General features: G+C 67.9%; 18 protein-coding genes and 1 riboswitch. Of the genes, 4 read left to right on the top strand and 14 right to left on the bottom strand.

The annotated features are described in order from the left end of the window. Positions 1–83 precede the first annotated feature (83 nt). Complete coding sequence (locus LC041_RS00610) at positions 84–3,674, bottom strand: DUF7927 domain-containing protein (protein ID WP_226531034.1); 3,591 nt, start codon at positions 3,672–3,674, stop codon at positions 84–86. A gap of 357 nt (positions 3,675–4,031) precedes the next feature. After that, positions 4,032–4,652, bottom strand: coding sequence for a LuxR C-terminal-related transcriptional regulator (locus LC041_RS00605; protein WP_226531033.1), 621 nt, complete (start codon positions 4,650–4,652; stop codon positions 4,032–4,034). Between the two features lie 383 nt (positions 4,653–5,035). Between LC041_RS00605 and LC041_RS00600 the strand changes: the two genes are divergently transcribed. Both LC041_RS00600 and LC041_RS00595 read left to right on the top strand, forming a co-directional pair. Beyond that, positions 5,036–6,298: a sensor histidine kinase gene (locus tag LC041_RS00600; protein WP_226531032.1), complete on the top strand. Its 1,263-nt coding sequence runs from the start codon at positions 5,036–5,038 to the stop codon at positions 6,296–6,298. Then, positions 6,277–7,290 (top strand): hypothetical protein, encoded by a 1,014-nt coding sequence (locus LC041_RS00595; RefSeq protein WP_226531031.1) that lies wholly within the window; start codon positions 6,277–6,279, stop codon positions 7,288–7,290. The genes LC041_RS00600 and LC041_RS00595 overlap by 22 nt, the downstream gene beginning before the upstream one ends. 600 nt (positions 7,291–7,890) lie before the next feature. On the opposite strand, the gene LC041_RS00590 is transcribed toward LC041_RS00595, so the two are convergent. From LC041_RS00590 to LC041_RS00550, 9 genes are all read right to left on the bottom strand, one after another. After that, positions 7,891–9,216, bottom strand: a complete 1,326-nt coding sequence (locus LC041_RS00590; RefSeq protein WP_226531030.1) for an MFS transporter — start codon at positions 9,214–9,216, stop codon at positions 7,891–7,893. A gap of 68 nt (positions 9,217–9,284) precedes the next feature. Further along, positions 9,285–10,043: an alpha/beta hydrolase gene (locus tag LC041_RS00585; RefSeq protein WP_226531029.1), complete on the bottom strand. Its 759-nt coding sequence runs from the start codon at positions 10,041–10,043 to the stop codon at positions 9,285–9,287. A gap of 4 nt (positions 10,044–10,047) precedes the next feature. Further along, entirely contained in the window at positions 10,048–10,884 is an 837-nt protein-coding gene (locus LC041_RS00580) for a fumarylacetoacetate hydrolase family protein (protein ID WP_226531028.1), read from the bottom strand. 1 nt (position 10,885) lies between these two features. Further along, positions 10,886–11,290 (bottom strand): RidA family protein, encoded by a 405-nt coding sequence (locus LC041_RS00575; RefSeq protein ID WP_226531027.1) that lies wholly within the window; start codon positions 11,288–11,290, stop codon positions 10,886–10,888. A gap of 24 nt (positions 11,291–11,314) precedes the next feature. After that, positions 11,315–13,699 carry a bifunctional salicylyl-CoA 5-hydroxylase/oxidoreductase gene (locus LC041_RS00570; RefSeq protein ID WP_226531026.1) on the bottom strand — a complete coding sequence of 795 codons (2,385 nt, stop codon included), beginning with the start codon at positions 13,697–13,699 and terminating at the stop codon, positions 11,315–11,317. A gap of 1 nt (position 13,700) precedes the next feature. After that, positions 13,701–15,353 (bottom strand): AMP-binding protein, encoded by a 1,653-nt coding sequence (locus LC041_RS00565; RefSeq protein WP_226531025.1) that lies wholly within the window; start codon positions 15,351–15,353, stop codon positions 13,701–13,703. A gap of 28 nt (positions 15,354–15,381) precedes the next feature. After that, positions 15,382–16,245, bottom strand: coding sequence for an acyl-CoA thioesterase (locus LC041_RS00560; RefSeq protein WP_226531024.1), 864 nt, complete (start codon positions 16,243–16,245; stop codon positions 15,382–15,384). Further along, the gene (locus LC041_RS00555; RefSeq protein WP_226531023.1) at positions 16,242–16,682 is read right to left on the bottom strand and encodes a cupin domain-containing protein; all 441 of its coding nucleotides are present in this window, start codon (positions 16,680–16,682) and stop codon (positions 16,242–16,244) included. The genes LC041_RS00560 and LC041_RS00555 overlap by 4 nt, the downstream gene beginning before the upstream one ends. 143 nt (positions 16,683–16,825) lie before the next feature. Further along, complete coding sequence (locus LC041_RS00550) at positions 16,826–17,659, bottom strand: PaaX family transcriptional regulator (protein ID WP_226531022.1); 834 nt, start codon at positions 17,657–17,659, stop codon at positions 16,826–16,828. 58 nt (positions 17,660–17,717) lie between these two features. On the opposite strand from LC041_RS00550, the gene LC041_RS00545 reads away from it, so the two are divergent. After that, a complete protein-coding gene (locus tag LC041_RS00545; RefSeq protein ID WP_226531021.1) occupies positions 17,718–18,443 on the top strand; it encodes an aminoglycoside 3'-phosphotransferase in 726 nt (241 codons plus the stop codon). 16 nt (positions 18,444–18,459) lie between these two features. Here LC041_RS00545 and LC041_RS00540 read toward each other — a convergent pair whose 3' ends face one another. From LC041_RS00540 to LC041_RS00530, 3 genes are all read right to left on the bottom strand, one after another. Continuing rightward, a complete protein-coding gene (locus tag LC041_RS00540) occupies positions 18,460–19,239 on the bottom strand; it encodes an energy-coupling factor transporter transmembrane component T family protein (protein WP_226531020.1) in 780 nt (259 codons plus the stop codon). Next, complete coding sequence (locus LC041_RS00535) at positions 19,236–20,687, bottom strand: ABC transporter ATP-binding protein (RefSeq protein WP_226531019.1); 1,452 nt, start codon at positions 20,685–20,687, stop codon at positions 19,236–19,238. Before LC041_RS00535 ends, LC041_RS00540 begins: the two co-directional genes overlap by 4 nt. A gap of 2 nt (positions 20,688–20,689) precedes the next feature. Continuing rightward, the gene (locus LC041_RS00530) at positions 20,690–21,346 is read right to left on the bottom strand and encodes an ECF transporter S component (RefSeq protein WP_226531018.1); all 657 of its coding nucleotides are present in this window, start codon (positions 21,344–21,346) and stop codon (positions 20,690–20,692) included. Next, positions 21,337–21,448, bottom strand: a riboswitch (TPP riboswitch). It overlaps the preceding gene by 10 nt. An 82-nt stretch (positions 21,449–21,530) precedes the next feature. Between LC041_RS00530 and LC041_RS00525 the strand changes: the two genes are divergently transcribed. After that, positions 21,531–23,081 (top strand): D-alanyl-D-alanine carboxypeptidase family protein, encoded by a 1,551-nt coding sequence (locus tag LC041_RS00525; RefSeq protein WP_226531017.1) that lies wholly within the window; start codon positions 21,531–21,533, stop codon positions 23,079–23,081. Positions 23,082–23,107 lie beyond the last annotated feature (26 nt).

Below are 23,107 nucleotides of genomic sequence, written 5' to 3'. Positions count from 1 at the left end.
GGGTTCACGGCGACGGGCGACGTGGGTGTGATTCCTGGGCGCGGGCGCGCCGAGGGTGTCGGATGGGTTCTGATCAGGCCGAGTCACAGCACCTCCTGTGTGGTGCGGCGGCGTCGGCGCCAGATCTCCAGGAGCGCGGCGAGGACCGCGAGGGCCCCGCCGGCGAGGAGGTAGTGGTCTGCGCCCAGACCGCCGGTGAGCGGAATGGCGGGGACACCCTGTTGCACGTTCACGATGTCGTCCAGGACGAGGTCGAGTGCAGCCGCGGTGAGCGCGAAGGTGACCGGTGTGGCATCGATCAGGTACCCGGCTGGTGCCCTGGTCTCGACGAGCTGGTAGTCGCCACGTGGAAGGTCCTCGACCAGGAACCGCCCCCCGGCCGGGTCGACATCCGCGCCGGCGCACGGCTCGGCCGTACAGTCCGCGATGGTCAACACCTCACCCGAGGGCTGCCCTTCCTCATCCAGCGCGGTCAGCTCCCATTCGGCTCCGGCGAGCCGCTCTCCGGCAGGATCGACCTTGCTCCACCGCACGGAGCCGAGCGATGGTGTCACCTGTGTGGTCGTGCACTCCTCCACGCACGGCAGGGGCGGGGTGGGCTCTTCCTCCGTGCCCCCGGCGCCGGTCACCACGTTGGTGAGCGTGCGCTCCCACGCGTCGTCGTCCACCCGCACCTGATAGGTCAGCACGGCGTCGGCGCCGATGGGCAGGACGAACGGCTCGGTCGTGAGCGTGTCTCCTGCGGGGTCGGCCACGGCCACCGGCGCGCCGCCGTCGACCGACAGCTCGCCCGATCCGGCCACGAAGGCGGCGTCATCGAAGACGAGACTGAGGTCATCGGTGAGCACGACGTCCTCGATCGGGACGGTGCCGCTGTTGGTCGCGACCACGCGATACGTCACGGTATCGCCGGGATCCACCTCGGTGCCGTTCGGAATCACCTCACCGTCGACGAGGGCCTCCTTGCGCAGGGACCACTCCGGCTCGCCCTCGGCGAAATCGGGGCGAGCCAGACCCACGCGCGCCGACTCGACGGGACGGATCGCCTCGTCGGTGTCGAGGTTGGTCTGAGCCGCAGCGAAGGTGTTCCAGGCGATGTCCTGGGGCGTCGCGATCTCGGGGGCGGTCATGTTCAACTCGATCACGAAGCCCTCGTCGAACGCATAGGTCTCGGTGGAGACGAAGCGCAGCGCCGTCACCGTCGAGAGGTCGCCGGGGGCAGATGCCGTCCAGTCGTCGACGCAGGTGGTGTTCGACGCGTTCGGGAAGACCTCGTCGCGGCACGGGTTGGTCGCGGTGGAGTACTCCACCGACACTCCGGCGGGCAGAGCCTCGAGGCCCACGAGCTCGGGCGTGAAGGATGACCCGCGCTGCTGACCGGCGTTCTCGGCGAGGGTTCCGGTGTCACCGACGGTGGGCAGCAGGTCGTACAGCACGACCTGCCCGACGTCGGCGGCACTCTTGTTGGTCCAGTTCAGCCGGTAGGCGACCGGACCGCCGTCGGCGGAGACCGCACCGATCGCCGGGTTGCGCAGGAACTCGTCGTCCTCGCTTCCCCGCACCGTCTTGAACACCTGAACGGCGTCGGACGTCGGGTCGGGCGCCACGGTGAAGGCGGCGGATCGCTGACACGCGAAGTCCACGCCGCTCGTGCCGGCGACGGGCTCCCCCGTGAGGCAGAAGGAGCCGTCCACGCTCGCGTCGCGAAGGCTCACCTGGACCGTGTTGCGGTAGGTGCCGGGGAAGTCCCAGACCACGGGCACATCGAAGGTCGTGATCCAGTTACCCCCGGTGCGTTGCTCAGCGAACTGCTCGTATGGAACCTCGATCGTGATGATGGTCTCCCCCGTCACCGGATCCGGCTCCTGCTGAACGTCCCACTCGATCGCGTGGAAGGTGGACGTCGTCCGCTCGAAGGCCGAGTTGGCGACGATGGGTCCCGCCAGCCGGAGGCCGGCAGGCAGCCGATCGGTGAGCGTCAACGAGCCATCGAGAATCGCGAAGTCCGGGGCAATGAAGTACGCGGACAGGCGGAACGTGCTCGATGACGAGAGCCAGATCTTCCACGCGCCGACCTGGGGTCCGCTGAGCACGTAGACGTTGCCGTTGTTGCTCGGCCCCGAGGCGTAGGGCTCGTCCTCGCCGGGAGCGAAGGACTCCAAGGTGAAGCGGTTGCGAAGAACGTCACCTCCGGCGAGATCCTCGTCCGCGTAGCCGCCGATGAAGTAGTACGTGGCGCGATTGATCATTGTGTCTGAGCGCGGGAAGACCAGCTCGGCGACCTGACCCACCGCGTTCTCAGGCACGTAGTAGCTGCGGTAGTACAGCATTCCGGGTGAGATCTCTCCCGCGCGCACGGGCCCGGGTTCGAGGTCGATCAATGTGCCGTCCGTCAACCGGGCCTGGAGTCCGTGATCGACGGGAACGCCGACGTTGCCGGCACCGGTGTAGACCCGCGCCGTCACCATCGTCGCGTGGAACGCGGGGTCCTGGCAGAGATCGCCCGGATCCCGGCTGGTGTAGATCGGTCCAGCGGCACCGTCCTGACAGGGCACGGGGTCGATCACAGCATGTTCGAGACCGGCCACCGGCATGAGGACGCGAAGCTGGTACATCGCCTCCACACGGCCGCTCACCTCGTTGCCGCTGGCTTCGATCGGATCGCCGGTGCGATCGGCCGCGATCCCACGGTCCAGCCACGGACCGGCGTAGGTCCCGGAGAGGTAGCCCCCGCGGCCCGCGTCGTACGTGCCGACGTCGCCGACGTTGTGCGTGACGGGTCCGTACCCGATCTTCGATGCCTCACCGGCGCCCAGCTGGTCGACGATCGTGATGCCGTCGCTGGCGTTCGCCGTGACCGCGGGCGATCCGCTCAGCGGAGTGCCCGTCGCCTCGGCGACGTTGGTCAGTACCGTCCCGTCGATGACGTTCTCATCGACGGTCGCGGTGACGGTCACCGCTGTCGCCGAGCCGCTGCTGCACGAAAAACCTAGTCCGCTCTGCGGGACCTCGATCGTGATCTGCTGTCCCGCTACCGAGGCGGCTGTCGGCGAACTGGACACATAGGTGAGCCCGGCAGGCAACGTGTCGACGATCGAGAGTCCCGTGAGGTTCTCGACGCCTGTCGCCGCCCCCGACTGAGGGCAGCTCCAGCTCAGCTGGAACACGACCGTGTCACCTGGCCGGAAGAAGTTCCCGTTGGCCGACTTGACCAGCGACAGGCTCGGCGAGGCAGTGGCGGTCGAGGTGACCGACGCGGGAGCTGACGCGCCGGGGGTCACACCGTCGCCGAAGGTTAGCTCCGCGTCCAGCGTCCACGTCGTGCCGTTCGGTGTCGTGCGGTTGGGAGGCGTCACCGTGAAGTCGATCGTTCCGGCAGACCCCTCGGGCAGGTCGTTCATCGTGATCACGAGGTCGTCGCCAACCACCTCCCAGGAAGCGATGGCGCTGCTGTCGGCGACGCTCACGGGCATGTCGGCGGCGTCGCCGAGGGGCACGGTGATGACCGGGTCCTCACCGCAGACCACGTTGTTGAGGTTGCTACAGCTGTAGGCGAGGCGGTACTGGAACGTGGTGCCCGACTGCTGCGTCGCGGGCGTCACCTGAGTGAGGGTGAGCGACGTGGTGGAGTCCTCGTCTGCGAAAGCGGGCTGGGCGCCTACGAGGGAGGCCATGAGCGCGAGAAGCGCGATAATCGCCCAGAGTCGGCGTGATCGTTCGGCGTGTTTCACGGGGTTCCTCTCGTCGCATCCGATGTGCCCGGATGGCGCGATCTCTGTGGTTTCGGCGGATCACGCGCCGGAGCGCATGAGGGGCACCAGTTCTCTTGGCACCGATAGAGGTGGGCGACGTCGGCGCGTCTGTGACTCCGTTCTGTGGGCGCGCGACGAGCGGGCCCATCAGAGAGAAGCCACAAGAGACCCTTCCATCGCCCAGCGGACGTGGGAATCGCAAGCGGTAGGGGACTTCAGAACGTCGATCCCCATCTCTGAGGGATGGGGAAAGACGCGGACATCAACACACGACCTCGGCTACAGCAGGCCGTCCTCGACGGCGCGCTTGGACAGCGCGATCTTGTCGGTCGCGTCGCGTCCGAGCGCCGCGTACTTCGCGCGGATACGCCGGATGTGATCGTTGACGGTGTATCTCGAGATGAACAGGGCTGTGGCCACCGCTTCGGCGGTGGCGCCGGAAGCATACATCGACAGCACCTCCGCTTCGCGCGGGGTCAACTCCGCGCGCACGAAGCTCTGGTCCTCCTCCAGCGCCGCGGCCCAGTCCAGGGTCGCAACCGTCTCACCCGCGATCGCGGAACGAATCGCGCTGATGAGTACCTCTGGGCTCTCCGACTTGCGGATCACGCCGGCGACACCGCTTCGCACCGCCTGTTGGACCAGCACGACTCGTTCACCGGAGGTGTAGGCGAGGACGACGATGCCTCGAGTGGTCAGTTCTCGGATGTTGACGGCCATGTTGCTGTCGTCTGCGAGCACGAGATCAAGGAGCACGACATCAAGGTCGACCGCGTGATCCAGCAGTTCGCCGACGGTCGCCCCCGCAGCCGCGACGTGCATGTCTGATTGGATGTTGATGATCGCCGAGGTGCCGAGAACCATCGCCGGGTGGTCGTCGACGATTCCGATGCGGATCAATGGCGCCCCCTGAGTGCCCGGTGAGTGTTTCCGGAAATCTACGCGATCTGCGATGAACTGACGCGGTGTTGTTGCGACAAACCCCGAGAACAAGGGGGGTTGGGAAGCGCAGTTCCTTAACGTTTGCGGTATCGCAAACGTTAAGGACGAGACATCCTGGGCTGCGGGCATGTGGGTCTGGGGCCTGAGATGCTCTGGCGCGCGTGAGCTCGACGCAGGAGCGGGTGCGATCGATCGAGGTGGCTCTGCTCCCCCTTCACCGGGCGCAACGCGGTGCGCGGGCGCTGGGGGGCGCCCTCCGGAGGGGCGGCCGCTACGCGCCGCCCCTCCAACCCGACACAGAGCACGTTGTGACCGTCAGCACCATCGATAGGCTTCCTCGTATGTCCGCAGGACCCGACTCGGCATACGAAGCCGCATCGCGCCACCGCCGTTCGACGGTGGAAGACCGGACGCCGGAGGAGTTGCGGACGAGCCACACCACGAGCGGGGCGACTCCATCGGCATCGGCGGTCCAGCACGCCAACCGGAGAGTGGCATGGCTCGTTGCTCTGAGCGGTCTCCTCGCCGTCGTGGGGCAGGCGGCACCGGACTTTGTTGCACACTCTCATCTGTTCCCGACGTGGTGGAACACAGCCGGAGTCCTCGTCGTGTGCGCCATCCTCCTCCTCGCCGCAGTGGGGCTGTGGCTTCCGCCGACGATGCTCCGCTCCCTGTGGATCGGGATCCCCGTCATCGTGATCGGACTACAGCTCGTGTCCTACGGCGTCTACGGTGGGCCGCCCGAAGGGGTGTCGCCCTGGGTCTGGCGACTCGAGCCGACCGCGCTGACACTTCTGGTCTTCGTGCTGCGCCCGGCGGCAGCGATCGTCGCGGCCATCGGTGCGTCCACGACGGTCGCCCTGTCCGCGGTCGTCTTCACCGGAACGCTGCCCGATATCGTCGCCTGGAACACGCCGTTCCACATGAGTGAGATCGGATTCGTCGTCATCTTCCTCGGCATCCGAAACCGGGTCGCGATCCTTGCCCAGAGCGAGGAGTCGGCCCGCATCGCCGCGGAGAACACCACGATGCGCGAAATCGAAGCGCGGCGACATTCCGAACTCACGCGACTCGTCCATGACGAAGTGCTCTCGGTCCTGAACGCCACCCTCAAGTTCTCGGGGCCCGCGCCGCCGGTGTTGCGCGAGGAAGCCGGACGAGCCATCCTCGCGCTGGACGATGCCACCGACCCCGTCGACACTGCCGACGCACACCTGCCCACCGCCGCAGCGGCAGAACACATGGAGACTCGGCTTCGCACCGCCATCCCCGACGTCACGATCACCACTTCGGGAGATGACCCCATCCGCGTGAGCGCTCTGGAGGCTGTCACCGCGGCGGCCCTCGAGGCCGCGAGGAATGCGATCCGCCACGCCAATGCCGGCCGTGTGACCGGATCCGTCCGGTTCGAGGGCGGCGGGATCGACGTCCTCATCGCGGACGACGGAGACGGCTTCGATCCCGACCAGCTCAGGCCCGGCCGGCTCGGACTCTCCCACAGCATCATCGGTCGCCTCAACGACATCGGCGGCGAAACGACCATCGACAGCGCGCCCGGCGCCGGAACGACAGTGAGACTGACGTGGACACCCGCGGACACGTGAATCTCGTCACCGCGAGGGGGACCAACGCGTCCGGGCTCGCGACGCCCGCGGCTCGCTGGGCGATGCTCTTCGTCTGGCTCACCGGTGGCGCCCGGGGCTTCATCGAAGGCGTCTTCGACCAGGATCTGGCTCTGGTCGCCGGCGGATACCTACTGGCCCTGATCGGCGTGTTCCTCCTCACCGACCCCACCGACGCCCCCCTGGGCCGCGCCCGTGGAACCACTCTCCTGGTGTTCGCTTTGGGAGCGACGACGGCCGCGACCGTGACCACGGCGGAAGCGGGCGATGTGTGGCTGCTGGACTTCTCCACGTACCTGCTCGCGCTGATGTTCGTTCGAGGGAACCCGGCCCTCGGCCTCGGAGGCGGCGCCGCGCAGGTTGCGATCGTGCTCGCCTGGGCCGTCGCCACGGAGCAACCAGGTGTCGGCGTGCTCAGCATGCTCACGATCCCACTGCTTTCCTACCTCCTCGGAATCCTGTGGCGGATCGCCCTGCGCTGGATCGTGAGGGCGGAACGGGCACATCGCTCTGAGCGCGCCCGACGAAACCGAGAGGCGGCCGCAGCCGACGCGGCGACCGAACAGTACAGATCGGAACTCGCCACCATCAGCGCCGCGGTTCGCCCGGCGCTGCGCGACGTCCTCGGCGGGGTCGATATCGACGCTCCGTTCCGCTCCCGGGTCGCGGCACTCGAAGGCGAGATCCGAGACCGCATCCGGGCCCGCTCCCTGCAGCACCCGGCGATCGTGGCAGCCGTGTCGGCAGCCCGTGCGCGCGGGGTGGTCGTGACCCTGATCGCCCCACTCGCGGAAGCGTCCGCCGGCGTGACCGATGCCGCCGCCGAGGCCGTCGCGGACACGGTGGCGAGTGTCGACGGCGGCGCACTCGTGATCAGCGTCGCGGCGGGCGACGGCACCACGGTGTCGATCGTGCGCGACGGCAACCTGTCCGATGCGATAACCCTTCGTGGTGCCGTCCACCCGCTCGGATGAGCCTGCCCGATCAGGGATTCATCCGGAGAGAGAGTCCGACGAGGATCGCGACGCTTGCCGCTCGATACCATTGCGCCCCCGGAGATGAAACGGACACGTCTCTGATGCGACCCACCCCGAGCGATGGGACACACGGGGTGGGTCGCGCTTCCCGCCGACGTCACCATGAGATGTGGGGAGAGGGGAGGGTCCCACGGTGACGTCGGGGCTTAGAGACGCCGACGGCGGCTGAATCTCGGGGTGCGGACTCGACCGCTCGATGTGTCAGAAAGCGCATCCGTGCCCGCGGAGTTTCGCTGCACAACCATTGGCGCCCCATCTCCCAGGGGTTTCGCGCGGAGTAACCCTCCGGATGGAGTTCGGGTACTCATCCGCCCGGTTGAAGTTGAAGCAAGGCCTCCACGCCTGGTCAGATCAGGATCCCCGCCGGGAACCCCCTGCCGTCACCCCCAGCAGTAGGCATTCTGGGCGACCGACTCCCAACAACTGGGGGAAGATTCTCGCGTGCGGCATGTCGTACGCCTTCCCCGGATCAGATCGGAAGGTGCACGGCCGGAGCACGCGGGAGGCCCTCAGGGCGATGGCCCGCGACGATTCCGCTCACTCCATCGACGCCGTGGGCTTTCTCGGCACGAGCGCGATCGCGACAGCCGCGAGCACGGCCACGAGCGCGAAGGCGACGAAATTCCACTCGACTCCGATCGCCATCGCTGCGAGCCATCCGCCGAGTATCGGTCCGATGATCGCGCCGATCCTGGCGAAGCTGAGCGCCCATCCGGCCGCTGTCGCGCGAACCGAGGCCGGGTAGTAGTCGGTGATGTACGCCGTGAGAACGAGAGAGGTGGAGATCGACCCGATGCCGGAGATGGCGACGAAGACGAGATTGATGAACATCGAGTTGGGGAACATCATCAGCAGGCAAGCGACACCGCCGAGCGTGTAGAAGATCACCAGGACGGGCTTGGCCCCGTACCGGTCGGCGAGGGCTCCGAGCACCAGACCGCCGACGGCTGCGGCGAGGCTGAAGACGAGGAGGAAGGTGAGTGCGGGGCCGAGGTCGTATCCGGCGGCGCGCATGATGGACGGGAGCCAGGAGTTCAGACCGTAGACCAGCAGGAGCCCGCCGAAGAGAGCGATCCACAACAGGATCGTCGATCGCAGGTACCTACGAGAGAACAGCTGCTTCAGAATGCGCTGCCAGGGAATCCGTTCGCCGGGGTTCGTGAGTTCCGGGCTCGCGGGAAGGTACGGGGCGATTCGAAGTCTGCGCGCCAGCGCCACCGCCCGGTCGTGCTGACCACGGTTCTCCAGGGACTCGAGGGACTCCGGAAGAAGGGCGGCGATGATGGGGATCAGGAGGATCGGGAACGCGCCGACGGCGATCACCCACCGCCAACCGAGGTTCGGCAGCACGGCGATCGCCACGAGAGCGGAGACGACGATGCCGAGCGAGTAGCCCGAGTACATCAGCCCGTAGTTGCGGGCGCGCTTGTTGGGCGCGGAGAACTCGATCGTGAGCGCAGCCGCGACCGGGATCACGCCCCCCATCCCGAGTCCGCCGAGGAAGCGGAACAGCCCGAACAGCTCGGGGGTGGGTGCGATGGACGCCCCGAGTTGCATGAGCGTGAACAGTCCCATGGACACGAGGAGCATCCGCTTGCGCCCGAGCCGGTCGCTCAGAGTACCGATGAAGAGCGCGCCGATGAGCATTCCGACCAGCGCCCACGACGCCAGGCCCCCCAGCGCCACCGGGTCCAGTGCCCAGGCGCGTTCTTCGGCGAGAGCGGGGAGTACGGCGCCGATGACGCCGATATCGTAGCCGTCCGCGAGTATGGCCAGCCAGCAGCTGAACAGGACGATGCCGGTGACCGCCCGTGGGACAGGCCAGCTCTCGCTCCGGGAACGGGTTCGTGTGGGTGTGGACATCGTCGTCTCCTTGGATACTGGTCGAGCTGCTGGGTGCGGAACCGCCGCACGATCGGTTGAGGTTCGCGCTACGACGAACAGGGCGGGGATCCTCCCAGCTCGCGTATGGCGGCGAGGACGGTCGTCCACTGTTCGCCGTCGGGATCGATGACCGTGCGGTGCTCGAGGGTGGCGGGGCTCACCACACGGACGGCGTCTCCCGCCGCTTCGGCCGCACTGGCGAAGGCTGTCGTGTGGGAGTGGGGGACGCGCTGATCGTCCTCCCCGTGGACGATGACCATGGGCACACCGATCGGGAGCGCGTACAGCGGCGATGCGTCTGCCGCCGCCTCCTCTTCACGGCCGGGCCACTGGGCCAACAGCGCGTCCGCGGCGTTGTCGCCGAGACCGTCGCGGTACGTCGTGACGACGTCGGTCACCGGTGCGAGCGCGAGCACTCCGGCGACCGAGGCGGTGCCGAGAGTGTGGGCGGCGAGCATCGCCAGTTGTCCGCCGACGGAGTGCCCGAGGAGGATGAGCGGGCCCGGCAGGCGCCCCGCCGCGATCTTCTGAGCGATGTCGGCGATGGCCGTCGTGGCGTCGTCACGGGGTGCCGGCCACCCTCCGCCGGCGTCCACTCTGCGGTATTCGATGTTGACGACATGCCAGCCCAGAGCGGAGAGTGCCACGGCCATCGGCTCCATGAGCTCTCGGGTGAACTGCGCGCGCCAGTACCCGCCGTGCAGGAGGGCGACCGTACCGAGGCGTTCTGCGCTTGAGGAGGATGGCGGAGTGAGCGCACAGTGCTGCTCGACGTGCTCGCCGTAGGGGACGATGGTGTGCGGCATCTCGTCACCTCTCGATGCGAACCGTGTTGCGCAACTCACCGATGCCCTCGATGACGGTGGTCACGACGTCCCCGTCGCGAAGCCAGCGTGGATCGCCTGCCCCGAGGGCGACGCCGCCGGGAGTGCCGGTGAGGAGGAGGTCTCCTGGTCGCAGCGTCGTGAATTGCGACACGTAGGCGACGAGTTCGGCGGCGTCGAAGACGAGTTCGGCCGTGTTCGCATCCTGCATCACTTCGCCGTTGACGGCGCACGAGATCCGCAACCCGTCGCGGGGTTCGATGTCGTCGGCGGTGATGATGATGGGGCCGACCGGGGTGGTGGCGTCGAAGGCCTTGCCCTGAAGCCATTGAAGCGTCCGCTGCTGCCAATCGCGCATCGAGATGTCATTCGCGACCGTGTAGCCGAGAATCGCGTTCCGCGCATCGTCACGGGACGCCCGGTGGACCTCCGCGCCGATGACGACGGCGAGTTCTGCCTCCCAGTCGACGCGGTGGGACGAATGCACGACGACGTCGTCCTGCGCGCCGATGAGCGTGTCGGCGAACTTCGCGAAGAGGGTCGGGAACTCCGGGATGTCACGTCCCGCCTCGACGATGTGGTCGCGATAGTTCAACCCGCAGCAGATGACCTTGGCGGGACGCGGAATCGGTGTTCTGAACGCTTCGGCCGGGAGCGGACGTCGGGCGACATGGCGCAGGGCCGCCTCCGCAGTACGGCGCCATCCTGGCCGTGTGATGAGCGCCTGCGCATCCTCATCGTCCAGCAGCACCCAGCCGTCCGCGTCTCCGACCGCGGCCGCGGTCGGAGCGGCGGCGGCGTGCGTCACGGTGGCGATGCGCACGTCAGCCCGCAGCCGGGTCGATATGGGCGACGCCTTGGATCTCGATCAGAGCTTCCGGCTGCCACAGACGGGTGACGCCGATACCCGCCATCGCCGGATACTCCGTGCCCGCCATGTCGCGCCAGCGTCGACCGATCTCCCGACCGTGCCGCTGGTAGTCCTCGACGTCGGTGAGGTAGATGGTGACGTCGACCAGATCCTCCGGCTTCCCTCCGGCCGCGTCGAGGGTGGCGAGCACGTTGGCGAACGCCTGTGTGAACTGCTCGATGATTCCGCCCTCGACGATGCGCCCATCGCGATCCATCGCCGTCTGCCCGCCGAGATAGACGAACGCTCCGGCGCGGACTCCGTGGGCGAACCCGATGGGCGTCACCAGGCTGTCGGGGTTGATGATCTGCCGTGTCATCTCTTCTCTTCTTCCGTTCGGGGTCTAGCGGCTCAGGATGGTCTCGGGTCGCGGGATCCACCGACGATGCCCGGTGATGGTGCTGGCGTCGGACGCCTCACGGATCAGTGAGAGTCGCGGGCGTACCGCATCCGTGCGGGCAGCCGGTGGTCGGCGCGACCCGGCGCGGAAGGGGGCGACCCAGTCCGCTCCGGCCCCGCTGTACCCTTGGTCGGCTGCGGCGTGGAGGGTCCACTGCGGATCCCAGAGGTGGGTGCGTCCCAGAGCCACCAGATCGGCGCGCCCCGCGAGGAGGATGGAGTTCACGTCGTCATAGCTCGACACCGCGCCGACCGCGATGACGGTGACACCCGCGGCTGCGGCGACCCGGTTGCGAATCGCGTCTGCGAACGGGGTCTGGTAGCTGCGTCCGAACTGCGGGCGCTCCTCGGCGGCGATCTGGCCGGAGGAGACATCGATGGCATCGGCTCCATGGGCGATGAAGGCTCGGGCGATCTCCACCGCGTCGTCGATCGTGTTTCCCCCGTCGATCCAGTCCGTCGCCGACAATCGCACGCTCAGAGGGCGCTCCGCCGGCCAGGCAGCCCTCATCGCGTCGAATACCTCTAGCGGGAAACGCAGACGATTCTCCAGGCTCCCGCCGTACTCGTCGGTGCGACGGTTCGACACAGGAGAGAGGAAACCGGAGATGAGGTAGCCGTGCGCGGCGTGGAACTCGGCCAGGTCGAACCCCGCGTCGGCCGCGCGCCGGGTCGCTTCGACGAACTGGTCGCGAACCGTGTCCATCATCGCGCGGTCGATCTGCTCGGGGACCTGGTTCGAGGACGAGTACGGGAGTGCGGAGGCGGCCACCAGGGGCCAGTTGCCCTCGGGGAGCGGCTCGTCCATGCCCTCCCACATCCGCCGCGTGGAGCCCTTGCGACCGGAGTGGCCGATCTGCACGCCGATCTTGGCCGTGGTCGTCTCGTGGACGTAGTCGACCACGCGACCCCAGGCATCCCGCTGCTCATCGGTGTACAGACCGGCGCACCCCGGGGTGATCCGCCCCTCCGCGGAAACGCAGACCATCTCCGTCATGACGAGTCCCGCGCCTCCCTGGGCCTTGGAACCGAGGTGCACCAGATGGAAGTCGCCGGGTACGCCGTCTACGGCCGAGTACATGTCCATCGGCGAGACGACGATGCGGTTCTTGAGTTCCAGCGCGCCGATGAGGTGCGGCCGGAACATCGCCGGCTCGTCGACGATCCGACCGGCGAGCGGCGCCCCCCTGACGACCTCGGCTGCGAAAGCGGGGTCGCGCACCGCGAGGTTGTCCAGCGTGATGCGACGGCTTCGGGTGAGCAGATTGAACGAGAACTGCAGAGGATCCTGATCGGAGTACTGACCGATCCGTTCGAACCACTCCAGCGAAGCCTGCGCGGCCCGCTGGGTGGAGGCGACGACCGGGCGCCGTTCGGCCTCATACGCCTCGAGGGCGTCGTCGAGCGCTCGATGCTCGTGCAGGCACGCCGCCAGCGCAAGCGCGTCCTCCATGGCGAGCTTGGTGCCGGATCCGATCGAGAAATGCGCCGTGTGCGCGGCATCGCCCAGGATGACGAGGTTCCGGTGGTGCCAGTGCTCGTTGCGGACGGTGGTGAAGTTCAGCCACTTCGAGTTGTTGGTGAGGACGTCGTGCCCATCCAGTACGTCGGCGAAGAGCTCGCGGATCTTCTCGACCGCGAGTTCATCGCTGTCGCCGGGGGCGAAGACATCGTGCTCCGTGGCGTCGAACCCGGCACGGCGCCAGACGTCTTCGTGCATCTCCACGATGAAGGTGCTCCGTTTGTCGGAGTAGGGATAGCCGTGCAGTTGCATGATGCCGTGGGGGGTGTGCAGCACGGCGAACGTGAACGCCTCGAAAACCCGGTCGGTGCCCATCCACATGTACTTCGACGCGCGGGGGTCCAGCTGGGGTCCGAAGTGCTCGGCGTACGACTCCCGTGTGCGGGAATTGATGCCGTCTGCGGCGAGGACGAGATCGAAGTCCCGCATCAGGTCGGCCGTGTCCGGCGACAGCGTGCTGAACCTGATCTCCACGCCGAGGTCTCGGCATCTCGCCTGCAGCAGCTGGAGCAGCTCCTTGCGCCCCATGGCGGCGAATCCTTGCCCGCCGACCGTATGCGTCTCCCCGGCGAACAGGATGTCGATGTCGGTCCAGCGAGCGAACTGCTCGCTCATCTGCTCAGCTACGATCGGGTCGGCGTTCTGGATCCCGCCCAGGGTCTCATCGCTGAACACGACCCCGAACCCGAACGTGTCGTCAGGGGCGTTGCGTTCCCACACGGTGATGTCATGGGAGGGGTCGAGCTGCTTCATGAGGGCGGAGAAGTACAGGCCACCAGGGCCACCTCCGATGACGGCGATGCGCATGTCAGGCTCCTTGGGTGAGGGGTTCGGCGGCGGCGTTCGCCCGTTCGCGCAGGACGAAGTGCTGCACCTTGCCGCTGGGATTACGAGGAAGTTCCGAGACGTAGTCGATGCGGCGCGGGCACTTGTAGAGGGCCAACTGCGACTTGACGTGATCGAGGATGCTCTCGGTGAGCGCATCCGAAGGCTCGACTCCGCGCTTGGGCACCACGAAGGCGTTGACGATCATGCCTCGTGTGGCGTCGGCACGGCCGACGACCGCGCACTCGAGGACGTCGCTGTGGCCGAGGACGGCTTCTTCGACCTCCGGCGCACCGACGTTGTAGCCGGCGGTGACGATCATGGAGTCGTTGCGCGCGTGGAACGTGAAGTAGCCGTCTTCGTCGACGACGAAGGTGTCGCCGGTGATGTTCCATCCGTCTTGGACGTAGACGCGCTGGCGCTCGTCGTCGAGATATCGGCAGCCGGTCGGACCGATCACCCCGAGGCGTCCTGGAACCCCGGCGCCCAGCTGCTTCCCGTCGTCGTCGAAGATCGCTGCGCGGTACCCCGGCACGGCGCGGCCCGTGGTACCTGGGCGCAGCGCGTCGCCGGAGGCGGAGATGAAGACGTGGAGCATCTCGGTGGAGCCGATGCCGTTCACCAGCCGAAGACCGCTGGCCCGTTCGACAGCGTCGAAGGTCGACGAACTGAGGTGCTCTCCGGCCGCAACGCCGACGCGCAGCTTGCCGAGCTCCGAACCCAACCCTTCCTTGAGGATGGCCCGGTAGCCCGTCGCTGCCGTGAAGAGCACGGTGATACCGAGGGGCTCGATGAGCTTGGCGAGTTCGAGTGGAGTCGCGCGTTCGACGAGGACCATCGCGCCGCCGAAGCGAAGCGGGAAGACGACGTTCCCGCCGAGGCCGAAGGTGAACGCGAGGGGCGCCGTGCTGGCGGCCACATCCTCGGAAGTGAACTCCAACACGTGCCGCGCGAAGGTGTCCGCATTGGCGAGGATGTCGCGGTGAAAGTGCATCGTGATCTTCGGAGCGCCGGTCGTCCCGCTCGTGGCCCCGAGCAGGGCCACATCGTCACCGGCGGTCTGAACCGCGACGAACTCGCCGCTCTTCGTCTCGCAGGCCGCCACGAGGGTGTCGGACTCACCCCCGAAGATGAGCATCTCGGGCATGACCTGCAGGGCGGCGAATCCGGTGCGGGCGTCGTCCAGGCCCCGCTCGGACACGACGGCGAGCTGAGGCCTCACCTTCTCAGCGACGTTGCGTACTTCCTTGGCGCGCCAGGCGACCATCGTCGTGACGACGACCATGCCCGCCTTCAACGCGCCGAGCCAGCAGGCGACGGTCCACGGCCCGTTCAGCATGCGAAGCATCACCCGGTTACCGGGGACCAGCCCGAAGTCCTCCGTGAGCACCTGCGCGAACTGGTTCGCTCTGCGCTGCAGCTCCCCGTAGCTCCACGTCTCGCCGTCGGCGAGGAGTATCGCGGTTCGACTGCTTCCGTGACGTTCGATGGTCCGGTCGAGCAGTTCCTCTGCGGCGTTGAGAACGGTCGGATACTGAACGTCGGGGATGGTGAACTCCAACGTGGGCCAGAGCTCAGCTGGCGGAAGTGCGTCGCGCGTGAACGAATCAGTGTGCGCAGAGGGCGAGAGCTTCATTGCTGTTCCCTTCGTGAGGCGAATCGGGTTAGGCGGGTTGCCCCGGACGGATCATGCCTTCCTGAGCGACGGTGGCGACGAGCCGTCCGTCCTGTGTGTAGAAGCGGCCGATGCCGAGGCCGCGGCCGTCGGAGATCCCCGCACAGTCCTGCGCGTAGAGCAACCATTCGTCGGCCCGCGCGGGCGCATGGAACCACATCGCGTGGTCGAGGCTGGCCGTGACGAGTCCTTCGTCGCGCCAGGACAGCCCGAGAACGCGCAGGATCGGTTCGAGGATCGTGTAGTCGCAGACGTAGGCGATGGCGAGCTGATGGGTGACGGGATCAGCGTCCAACGCGTCGAAAGCCCGGACCCACACGGCTTGATGTGGCACGTGGGCGTCGACGGTCGCGTAGACCGGACCGGAGACATGGCGCATGTCGAAGCTTCGCCCGTGCGACCAGTAGTCGACGTCGGTCCCCGTGAGGCCCGCGAGCGCCTCGGCCGATGAAGGGACGAGCTCCGGCGCAGGGACCGCCGGCATGACGGGACCATGGGTCGGGAACTCCTGCGGAACGTGAAAGGAGACCGTCGCCATGAAGACGAGCTTCGCGTGCTGATATCCGCGTACCTGTCGGGTGGAGAATCCGCGACCGTCGCGGATCGACTCCACGACGTAGCGAACTCGCTCCGCAGTGTCGACTCCTCGCAGGAAGGTGCTGTGCACGGAGTGCACCACACGGTCATCGCCGACGGTGCGGATGGCGGCGGAGACGCTCTGAGCCACCAGATCCCCTCCGTACGCCTTCGGCCATGGCACCGGCTGCGGCTGCGCGGTGAAGGCTCGGCTCTCCGGCGCGGCATCCACTTCCGTGAGCGTGACGGCCTGGCGAAACGAGTCGGTACCGCTCATCCCCGGCGAAATCCCTCGAGCGACGAGTCATCGACGTCCTCGAGATTGACGACGATGTTCTCGGGCGTGCGCGTCGTCAGCCAGACCAGCTCCTCCGTCGTGGACATGTTGGCCTCCACGTGCGGCATGTACGGAGGAACGAACACCCAGTCGCCCGCGGACATGTCGAGATACTCGCGGTACCCCTCTCCGAAGTAGATCCGCCCTGCCCCGCGCAACACGTAGCCGCCCGTTTCCGCCTCGCCGTGGTGGTGCGGCAACGACCGATACCCGGGCTCATTGGACACCTGGCCGAACCAGATCCGTGTGGCATCGGTGTGCTGCGGTCCTACTCCGGACACGCGGATGCAGCCCCCCGACGACGTCGTATGAGTGTCCTCCTCGCCTCCTCGGGTCACCTGAGGCACCTTGTCCCAGCGCAAGCCGTCATCAGTCATGCGTCGCTCCTTTGCTCGTGCTCACCGCGGCTGTGCGAAAGGACCGCACAGCACCTTGGAACAGGAGTGTTGCATATTTGACTATCGTCACACAAGCGCTATATCCAGAAACATGCGGATTCGACGGTGCACCGAGTGCCCCGTCAGTCGATGATGCTGGCGACGAACCTCTCGGCCGGCCCGCTGAGCGTGCGGTGCAGGCGGGAGAAGAGATGCTCGGCCTCGACACCGCTCCACCCGGACGGGAGAAGCTCGAGCGGGATTCCGGGGTCGAGGTAGACGAGATGGCGCCACTGAGTGACGGCACTCACGTACGCCGCGAAGGACTCCCTGTCCCCCAGGCGATCGTCCAGCAGATGAGCGAAAGTGTCGAGAAAGGACTGATACAACGGCTCCAGCTCGTCGAGGTCCCACCACCGCGGTATCGCTTCGGGCAGCTGGCCGACCGGCCTCCCGAGGAACAGGTCGACATAGTCGCTGAGCTCCGCACGCTCCAGCGCTGCTCGCACTTCATCGAGGATGATGCCGGTCGCAATCCACAGACCGCCGCTGACATGCCCGAATCCGTGGCGGCGCAGCAGCGTCCGCACCCGGTGCCGAAGCGGGCGCTCACGCTCCGGAACGCTGAAAGACGCCAACAGCCAGTCGTCATCGACAGCTGCCCGCCGGGCTTCGAAGATGCGATGGTCGCCGGCCTCGAAAGCGGTTTCCAACGAGCGGGACAGCCGGTAGGCAGGCGCAGGCCCACCTCTGTCGCTGACGAGGATGCCGCGCTGCTTCAGCCTCGACACCGACGAACGAACAGCTCCGGAATCAACGCTGAGTGCTCCCAGCAGCGTGATCAGGTCCGCGACGCGGAGGAGCCCGTCGCGGGACCTGCCGTAGCGACCGAACACCGTGACGATGAGGTGTTGCGGGCGAGGTGCGGCGTCGACGAGCACGTCGTCGTCCGACGGCTCCCGTTCCCTCGTTCCCACAGGCGTGAGCCTATCGCGATCACCGCTGGCCGCCATCGCCGTGGGGCAGGATAGGCGGATGAGCATCCCTTCCCCCTCCGTCGAGGTGCCGACCCGGGTACGCGAGCTCGCCCGTGGTGCCGTGCTCGTGCCGGTCTGGCTCAACGGGATCGGCGGGCTCACCTTCCGCACCGACGACGGTCGGTACATCAAGTGGGGCCCGCTCGACGACGAGGCCAGCATGCGTGACGAAGCCGAGCGCATGAGGTGGGCGCACACCTGGCTCCCCGTACCCGAGGTCCTCGAACAGGGGCAGGACGAGACACACGAGTGGCTCGTCACTGTCGCGCTCGAGGCGAGCAGCGCCGTCGACCCCCGCTGGTCGGAGCAACCCGAGATCGCGGTGCGGGCGGTCGGTGTCGGCCTGAGGACGCTGCACGATGCCCTCCCCGTCGCGGAGTGCCCGTGGGAGTGGAGCGCGGGTCGGCGCATCGCGAACGCAGCCGACCGCGGCACCCACGTGCCCCAAGAACTGCGCAAGACACCGCCGATCGACAGGTTGGTGGTGTGCCACGGCGACGCCTGCATGCCGAATACGCTTCTGGACCCCGACGGTCGTCCCGCAGCGTTCGTCGACCTCGCCGCCCTCGGAGTCGCCGACCGTTGGGCCGATATCGCCGTGGCCTCGATGAGCACCATCTGGAACTTCGGCACCGGCTGGGAGGACACGCTCATCGACGCCTACGGCGTCGACCCCGACCGTGAGCGCCTCGAGTACTACCGGAGGCTCTGGAACGAGACGTGAGCGCGATTCCGCCGAGCTAGCTCCACACGAAGCGGAAGGTCCCGAGCGCGACAGCGGCGGCGAGCGCCAGCGCCATGATCACGATGCCGCCGACCAGCGCCACCGCATCCCTCGGGTGCAGGCGCGACGGTCGCGACCAGGTGCGGGGGAGGTCGGATCCGAAGCCACGGGCTTCCATCGCGAGCGCCAGCTTGGAGCCGCGCCGCACGGCGAACACGAGCAGCACGAACGCCATGGAGAAGAATCTTCGCAGCACGCCCCGGTCCCCCACACCGCGAGCACGACGGGCCAGACTCATGGTGCGCCAGTCATCGAGGAACAGGCCCAGCATCCGCGTACCGGCGAGGATGCCGAGCACGAAGCGACTCGGAAGCTTGGCGACCTGGGCCAGCGCATCGGCGAGTTCGGTGGGGTCCGTGCCGCCGAAGAGCAGGATCGTGGGCAGTCCGAGCGCCACCACGCGCAGGCTCACCGCGATCGCGAGCGTGATGGAGTCCTCGCTGATGGTCGCGAACCCGAATGTCCAATAGATCCGCCCGGCAGGTTCGGCGTACAGCAGCATGCTCACGCCGGCGATCGGAGCGAAGATCACGATCGGCAGCAGCCGTTTCAGCACCGTCGACAGACGCAGCCCGGTCAACGGCAGGCAGAGCAGCTGCAGAACGATCGCGGCCAGGGCGCTCGTGATGTCGATCGACGCGAACAACGGCACCGACAGCAGCACGGCGAGCACCAGCTTCGTCACCGGGTTCACCCCGTCGAGCCACACCGGCCGCGCGACCGCGATCGCCGTCACGACGCCGACCCCAGCTCGATGCGATGACCGCCCAGATGTCGGATCACGGCGTCGTCGTGCGTGACCGCGACGATCGAGCGTCCGCGCGTGATCTCCTCCTGCAGGAGCGCGACCAGAGAGATCCACCCGCGCCTGTCCTGGCCGAACGTGGGTTCGTCGAGCACGATCACCTCGGGGGCGCCCGCCAGCGCCGTTGCGACGGACAGTCGACGCTTCTGCCCTCCGGAGAGGGTGAACGGATTGGCCAACGCGAGAGGCGTGAGCCCCAGGCGCTCGAGCAGCTCGTCGACGACCGCGTCCGTCCTCGCGCGGTCCCAGCCGAGTGCGCGCGGACCGACGGCGAGCTCGTCGCGCAGCGTCTGGGTGAGGAACTGGTGCTCCGGCTCCTGGAAGACCATGCCGATGCGGGTGAGCAGCTCACGCGACGACCAGCGGATCGGGCGAGCACCCTTACGCCCCGCCAGCTCGGGTGCCGACCGCACCTCTCCCGCTTGTTCGGGGATGAGCCCGGCGAGGGTGAGCGCGAGGGTCGACTTGCCTGCTCCGTTCGGCCCGGTGATCACCGTTGCGTTCGCCCGCGGTATGCGCAGGTCGAGTCCCGCCTGCACGATGACGCCCGCCTCCCTCGCGATCGAGAGACCGGAGGCGGTGAGCGCGTCGGCTGCCGTCACCCGCTCCAGCACGGGAAGGTCGATGCCTCGCTCGGGCACCCAGACCCCGGCTTCGGCGAGCACATCGCCGTGGACCGCGAACACGTGCTCGGGCGACCCATCCGCGAGCAGCCCGCCGTCGGCCGCCAGCACGATCACGCGCGACATCAGATCCGCCCAGATCGGAGTGCGATGCTCGACGACGACCAGTGTCGCTCCGGAGGACGCCACGGCACGCTCGACGCTCGCCCGCACTTCCCGAACGCCCTCGGGGTCGAGGTTCGCGGTGGGCTCGTCGAGCAGCAGCAGACCAGGGCGCATCGCGAGCACACCTGCCAGCACCAGTCGCTGCTTCTGTCCGCCCGAGAGCGCCTTCGTGGCGCGCTGCGGCGAGACATCGAGCCCTACGGCGTCGAGGGCCTCCGCGACGCGACCGGGGATGTCGGAAGCCGGGACACCCAGGTTCTCGCAGCCGAAAGCCACATCGTCGCCCACTTTCGACAACACGATGCCGGCATCAGGGTCCTGGAGAACGAGGCCCACCTGGCCGTGCCGCGACTCAGGGACGGCACCATCGATGCGCAGCGAACCCGTCCGCTCCCCCTCGTCGTCGCCGCCGAGGACACCGGCGAGGCCGGCGAGCAGGGTCGACTTGCCCGTGCCCGAGGCGCCGAGCAACAGCACCCGCTCGCCCGGCTCGATCGTGAACGAGACGTCGGCGACGGCTGGGCGCTTTCGACCGGTATACCGCCAGCCCCAGCCCGCAGCCTGCACGCGGGCCGGGGCGGCGACGCTCACGCTCAGACCTCGCGTACGTGCTCTCGCCCGACGGCGAAGCGGTTGAGTGCGCCGGTGACGGCAAGGGCTCGCACCAGCAGCCAGCCCACCACGCCGGCGAGGATCGCGCCCGAGACGATCAGGCTGACCAGATAGATCGTGTTGAACTCGACCGACTTCAGGATGTTCGGCGAGCTGCCGTAGAAGAGCTCGAACACCCACGCCGCGACCGCGGCCCCGATGCCGGCGAGCGCGGCGACCACGATCCCGAAACGACGGTAGAAGAACAGCGCGAAGATGATCTCCGCACCGAGGCCCTGCACGAGTCCGGAGAGCACGGTGGAGACGCCCCACACGTTCCCGATCAGCATCGACACGATCGCCGCGACCAGTTCGACGACCAGCGCGGCGCCGGGCTTGCGGATCACGAGGCCGCCCACGACGCCGCCGAGCAGCCAGATGCCGACGGCGATGCCGCCGAGCCCCGGGGTCAGCGCGTCGGCGGCGCCGAACCAGGCGTAGCCGATGGTGTTCCAGCCCCAGAACACGAGGCCGATCGCGACGCCGAGGACGGCGGCGACGACGATGTCGACGACGCGCCAGCGCCAGATCAATGTGCGGTGCAGGTCGTTCGCCGCGGCTGATGCCTGCTTCTCGGATGCGGACGTGGACGTACTCATCTGAACTCCTCCCTGCGCTGGCATGACCCAGATCAGGTTCGACGGTCGAAGCGCGATTCGCTCCCTCTCAGCCCGGCTCGCCGGACTCCCGTGGTTGTGGTGATGATCTTACCCGGTGGTGACACCGGCGTGGCGACAGGGCTCCGCGCCGCGGAACACGCCGGGGATTGGGTACCGTAAACGAGTGACCGCTTCAGATCGCGCCGACGAGGCGACGGGCGTCCTCAGCGACGACGCCTCGCGGACGGCCGCCCCCTCCGAGCGCGCTGCGACTCCACCGCTCACGAAGCCACGCTTCGAACCGCGCACGAGCGGTGACGAGGCGCCGGTGCTCGACGATGCCGATGCGCCGGTCGACGGCGCAGCCGTGCAGTGGGCGGACGAGGCGACCGGCGCGACCGCTCTCACCTGGGTCGACCCCGCCTCCGTCAGCGCGCACACGACCACGGCCACGTTCGAGCAGACCCCTGAGGCCGAGCAGAACGGTGGCCTCTTTCGCGGCGCTCGTCTGCGTCCGGCCATCGCCAGACCGGGAATCCTCGTGCCGCTCGCCGCGCTCACCACCCTGGTCGCCGCCTATGCGGGCACGACGCTGCTCTGGCCGCTACACGAGGTTCCGCCGGTGGCGCAGTCCGTCGAGTTCGACACGGTCCCCGCTCCCGCCGCGACGATCACCTGGCCGAGCGAGGGGAGCGCTTCGGTCGGCATCAGCGGGCTCACCACCGCGGCATCCATCGCCGATCCGGTGAGCATCGCGAGCATCACCAAGGTCGTGAGCAGCCTGATGGTGCTCGACCGGATGCCTCTCGCCCTCGGCGAGCAGGGCCCCGAGTTCCGCTTCAGCTATCGCGACAGCGTGGACTACTGGAACTACCGGCGCAGCGATCAGTCCGCGCTGGATGTCCCCGTCGACGGCGTCCTGACCGAGTACCAGATGCTCCAGGGCACGCTCCTCGGGTCAGCGAACAACTACATCGATCGGCTGGCTTCCGAGATCTGGGGCTCGGACCAGGAGTTCGCGTCCGCCGCCGAGGTGTGGCTGCGCGATCGTGCGCTCACCGGCATCACGGTGGTCACGCCGTCCGGTTTCGACGAGCGCAATGTGGCGACCCCCGCCGCGCTGATCAAGCTCGGCGAGCTGGCCATGCAGAACCCCGTGTTCGCGGAGATCGTCGGCACGCGGTCGGTGGACCTTCCCGGTGCGGGCACGGTCGTCAACACCAACGGGATGCTCGCCGACCCGGGCGTCGTCGGCATCAAGACCGGAACGCTGGTCGGCTGGAACCTGCTGACGGCGAAGGACCTGACGATCGGGGACACCACGGTGCACCTGTTCGCGGCCGCGCTGAATCAGGCGGGCGATGACGAGCGCCTCGCTCTCACCCGCTCGCTGTTCGCCGAGACGGAGGCCGCCCTGGAAGCGCAGGAAGCGGCCGTCGCGAAGGGCACGATCGTCGGACAGGTCACGACCGACTGGGGCGAGAAGGTCGACGTGGTCACCGAGTCCGATGCCGATGTCGTGCTGTGGAACGGCGCCGTCGCCACCGCGACCGCGGCTTTCGATCTGGAGGACGAGCGCGACCAGGGCGGCACGGTGGGCACGTTGACCACTGCCGGACCGCTCAATACCGCGACGGTTCCGCTGGTCCTGGCCGAGGACGTCGAGGGGCCGAGCCCGTGGTGGCGTCTGACCCACCCGCTGGAGCTGCTCGGGATCACCGCCGACGCGTCCTGACCTTCCGCCCGGACGGGTGCAGCACG

The sequence above is a fragment of the Microbacterium paraoxydans genome (assembly GCF_020524545.1).
Lineage (GTDB): Bacteria > Actinomycetota > Actinomycetes > Actinomycetales > Microbacteriaceae > Microbacterium > Microbacterium paraoxydans_C.
Note: the sequence above shows the minus strand (reverse complement) of the source record. Positions and strands in the feature narration are given on the sequence as shown.

What these genes read in the sequence shown, in the direction of transcription:
- LC041_RS00610 (WP_226531034.1), bottom strand. Translation starts at nt 3,674, where the DNA reads ATGGCCTCCCTCGTAGGCGCCCAGCCCGCTTTCGCAGACGAGGACTCC.
- LC041_RS00600 (WP_226531032.1), top strand. Translation starts at nt 5,036, where the DNA reads ATGTCCGCAGGACCCGACTCGGCATACGAAGCCGCATCGCGCCACCGC.
- LC041_RS00590 (WP_226531030.1), bottom strand. Translation starts at nt 9,216, where the DNA reads ATGTCCACACCCACACGAACCCGTTCCCGGAGCGAGAGCTGGCCTGTC.
- LC041_RS00585 (WP_226531029.1), bottom strand. Translation starts at nt 10,043, where the DNA reads ATGCCGCACACCATCGTCCCCTACGGCGAGCACGTCGAGCAGCACTGT.
- LC041_RS00575 (WP_226531027.1), bottom strand. Translation starts at nt 11,290, where the DNA reads ATGACACGGCAGATCATCAACCCCGACAGCCTGGTGACGCCCATCGGG.
- LC041_RS00570 (WP_226531026.1), bottom strand. Translation starts at nt 13,699, where the DNA reads ATGCGCATCGCCGTCATCGGAGGTGGCCCTGGTGGCCTGTACTTCTCC.
- LC041_RS00565 (WP_226531025.1), bottom strand. Translation starts at nt 15,353, where the DNA reads ATGAAGCTCTCGCCCTCTGCGCACACTGATTCGTTCACGCGCGACGCA.
- LC041_RS00560 (WP_226531024.1), bottom strand. Translation starts at nt 16,245, where the DNA reads ATGAGCGGTACCGACTCGTTTCGCCAGGCCGTCACGCTCACGGAAGTG.
- LC041_RS00555 (WP_226531023.1), bottom strand. Translation starts at nt 16,682, where the DNA reads ATGACTGATGACGGCTTGCGCTGGGACAAGGTGCCTCAGGTGACCCGA.
- LC041_RS00545 (WP_226531021.1), top strand. Translation starts at nt 17,718, where the DNA reads ATGAGCATCCCTTCCCCCTCCGTCGAGGTGCCGACCCGGGTACGCGAG.
- LC041_RS00530 (WP_226531018.1), bottom strand. Translation starts at nt 21,346, where the DNA reads ATGAGTACGTCCACGTCCGCATCCGAGAAGCAGGCATCAGCCGCGGCG.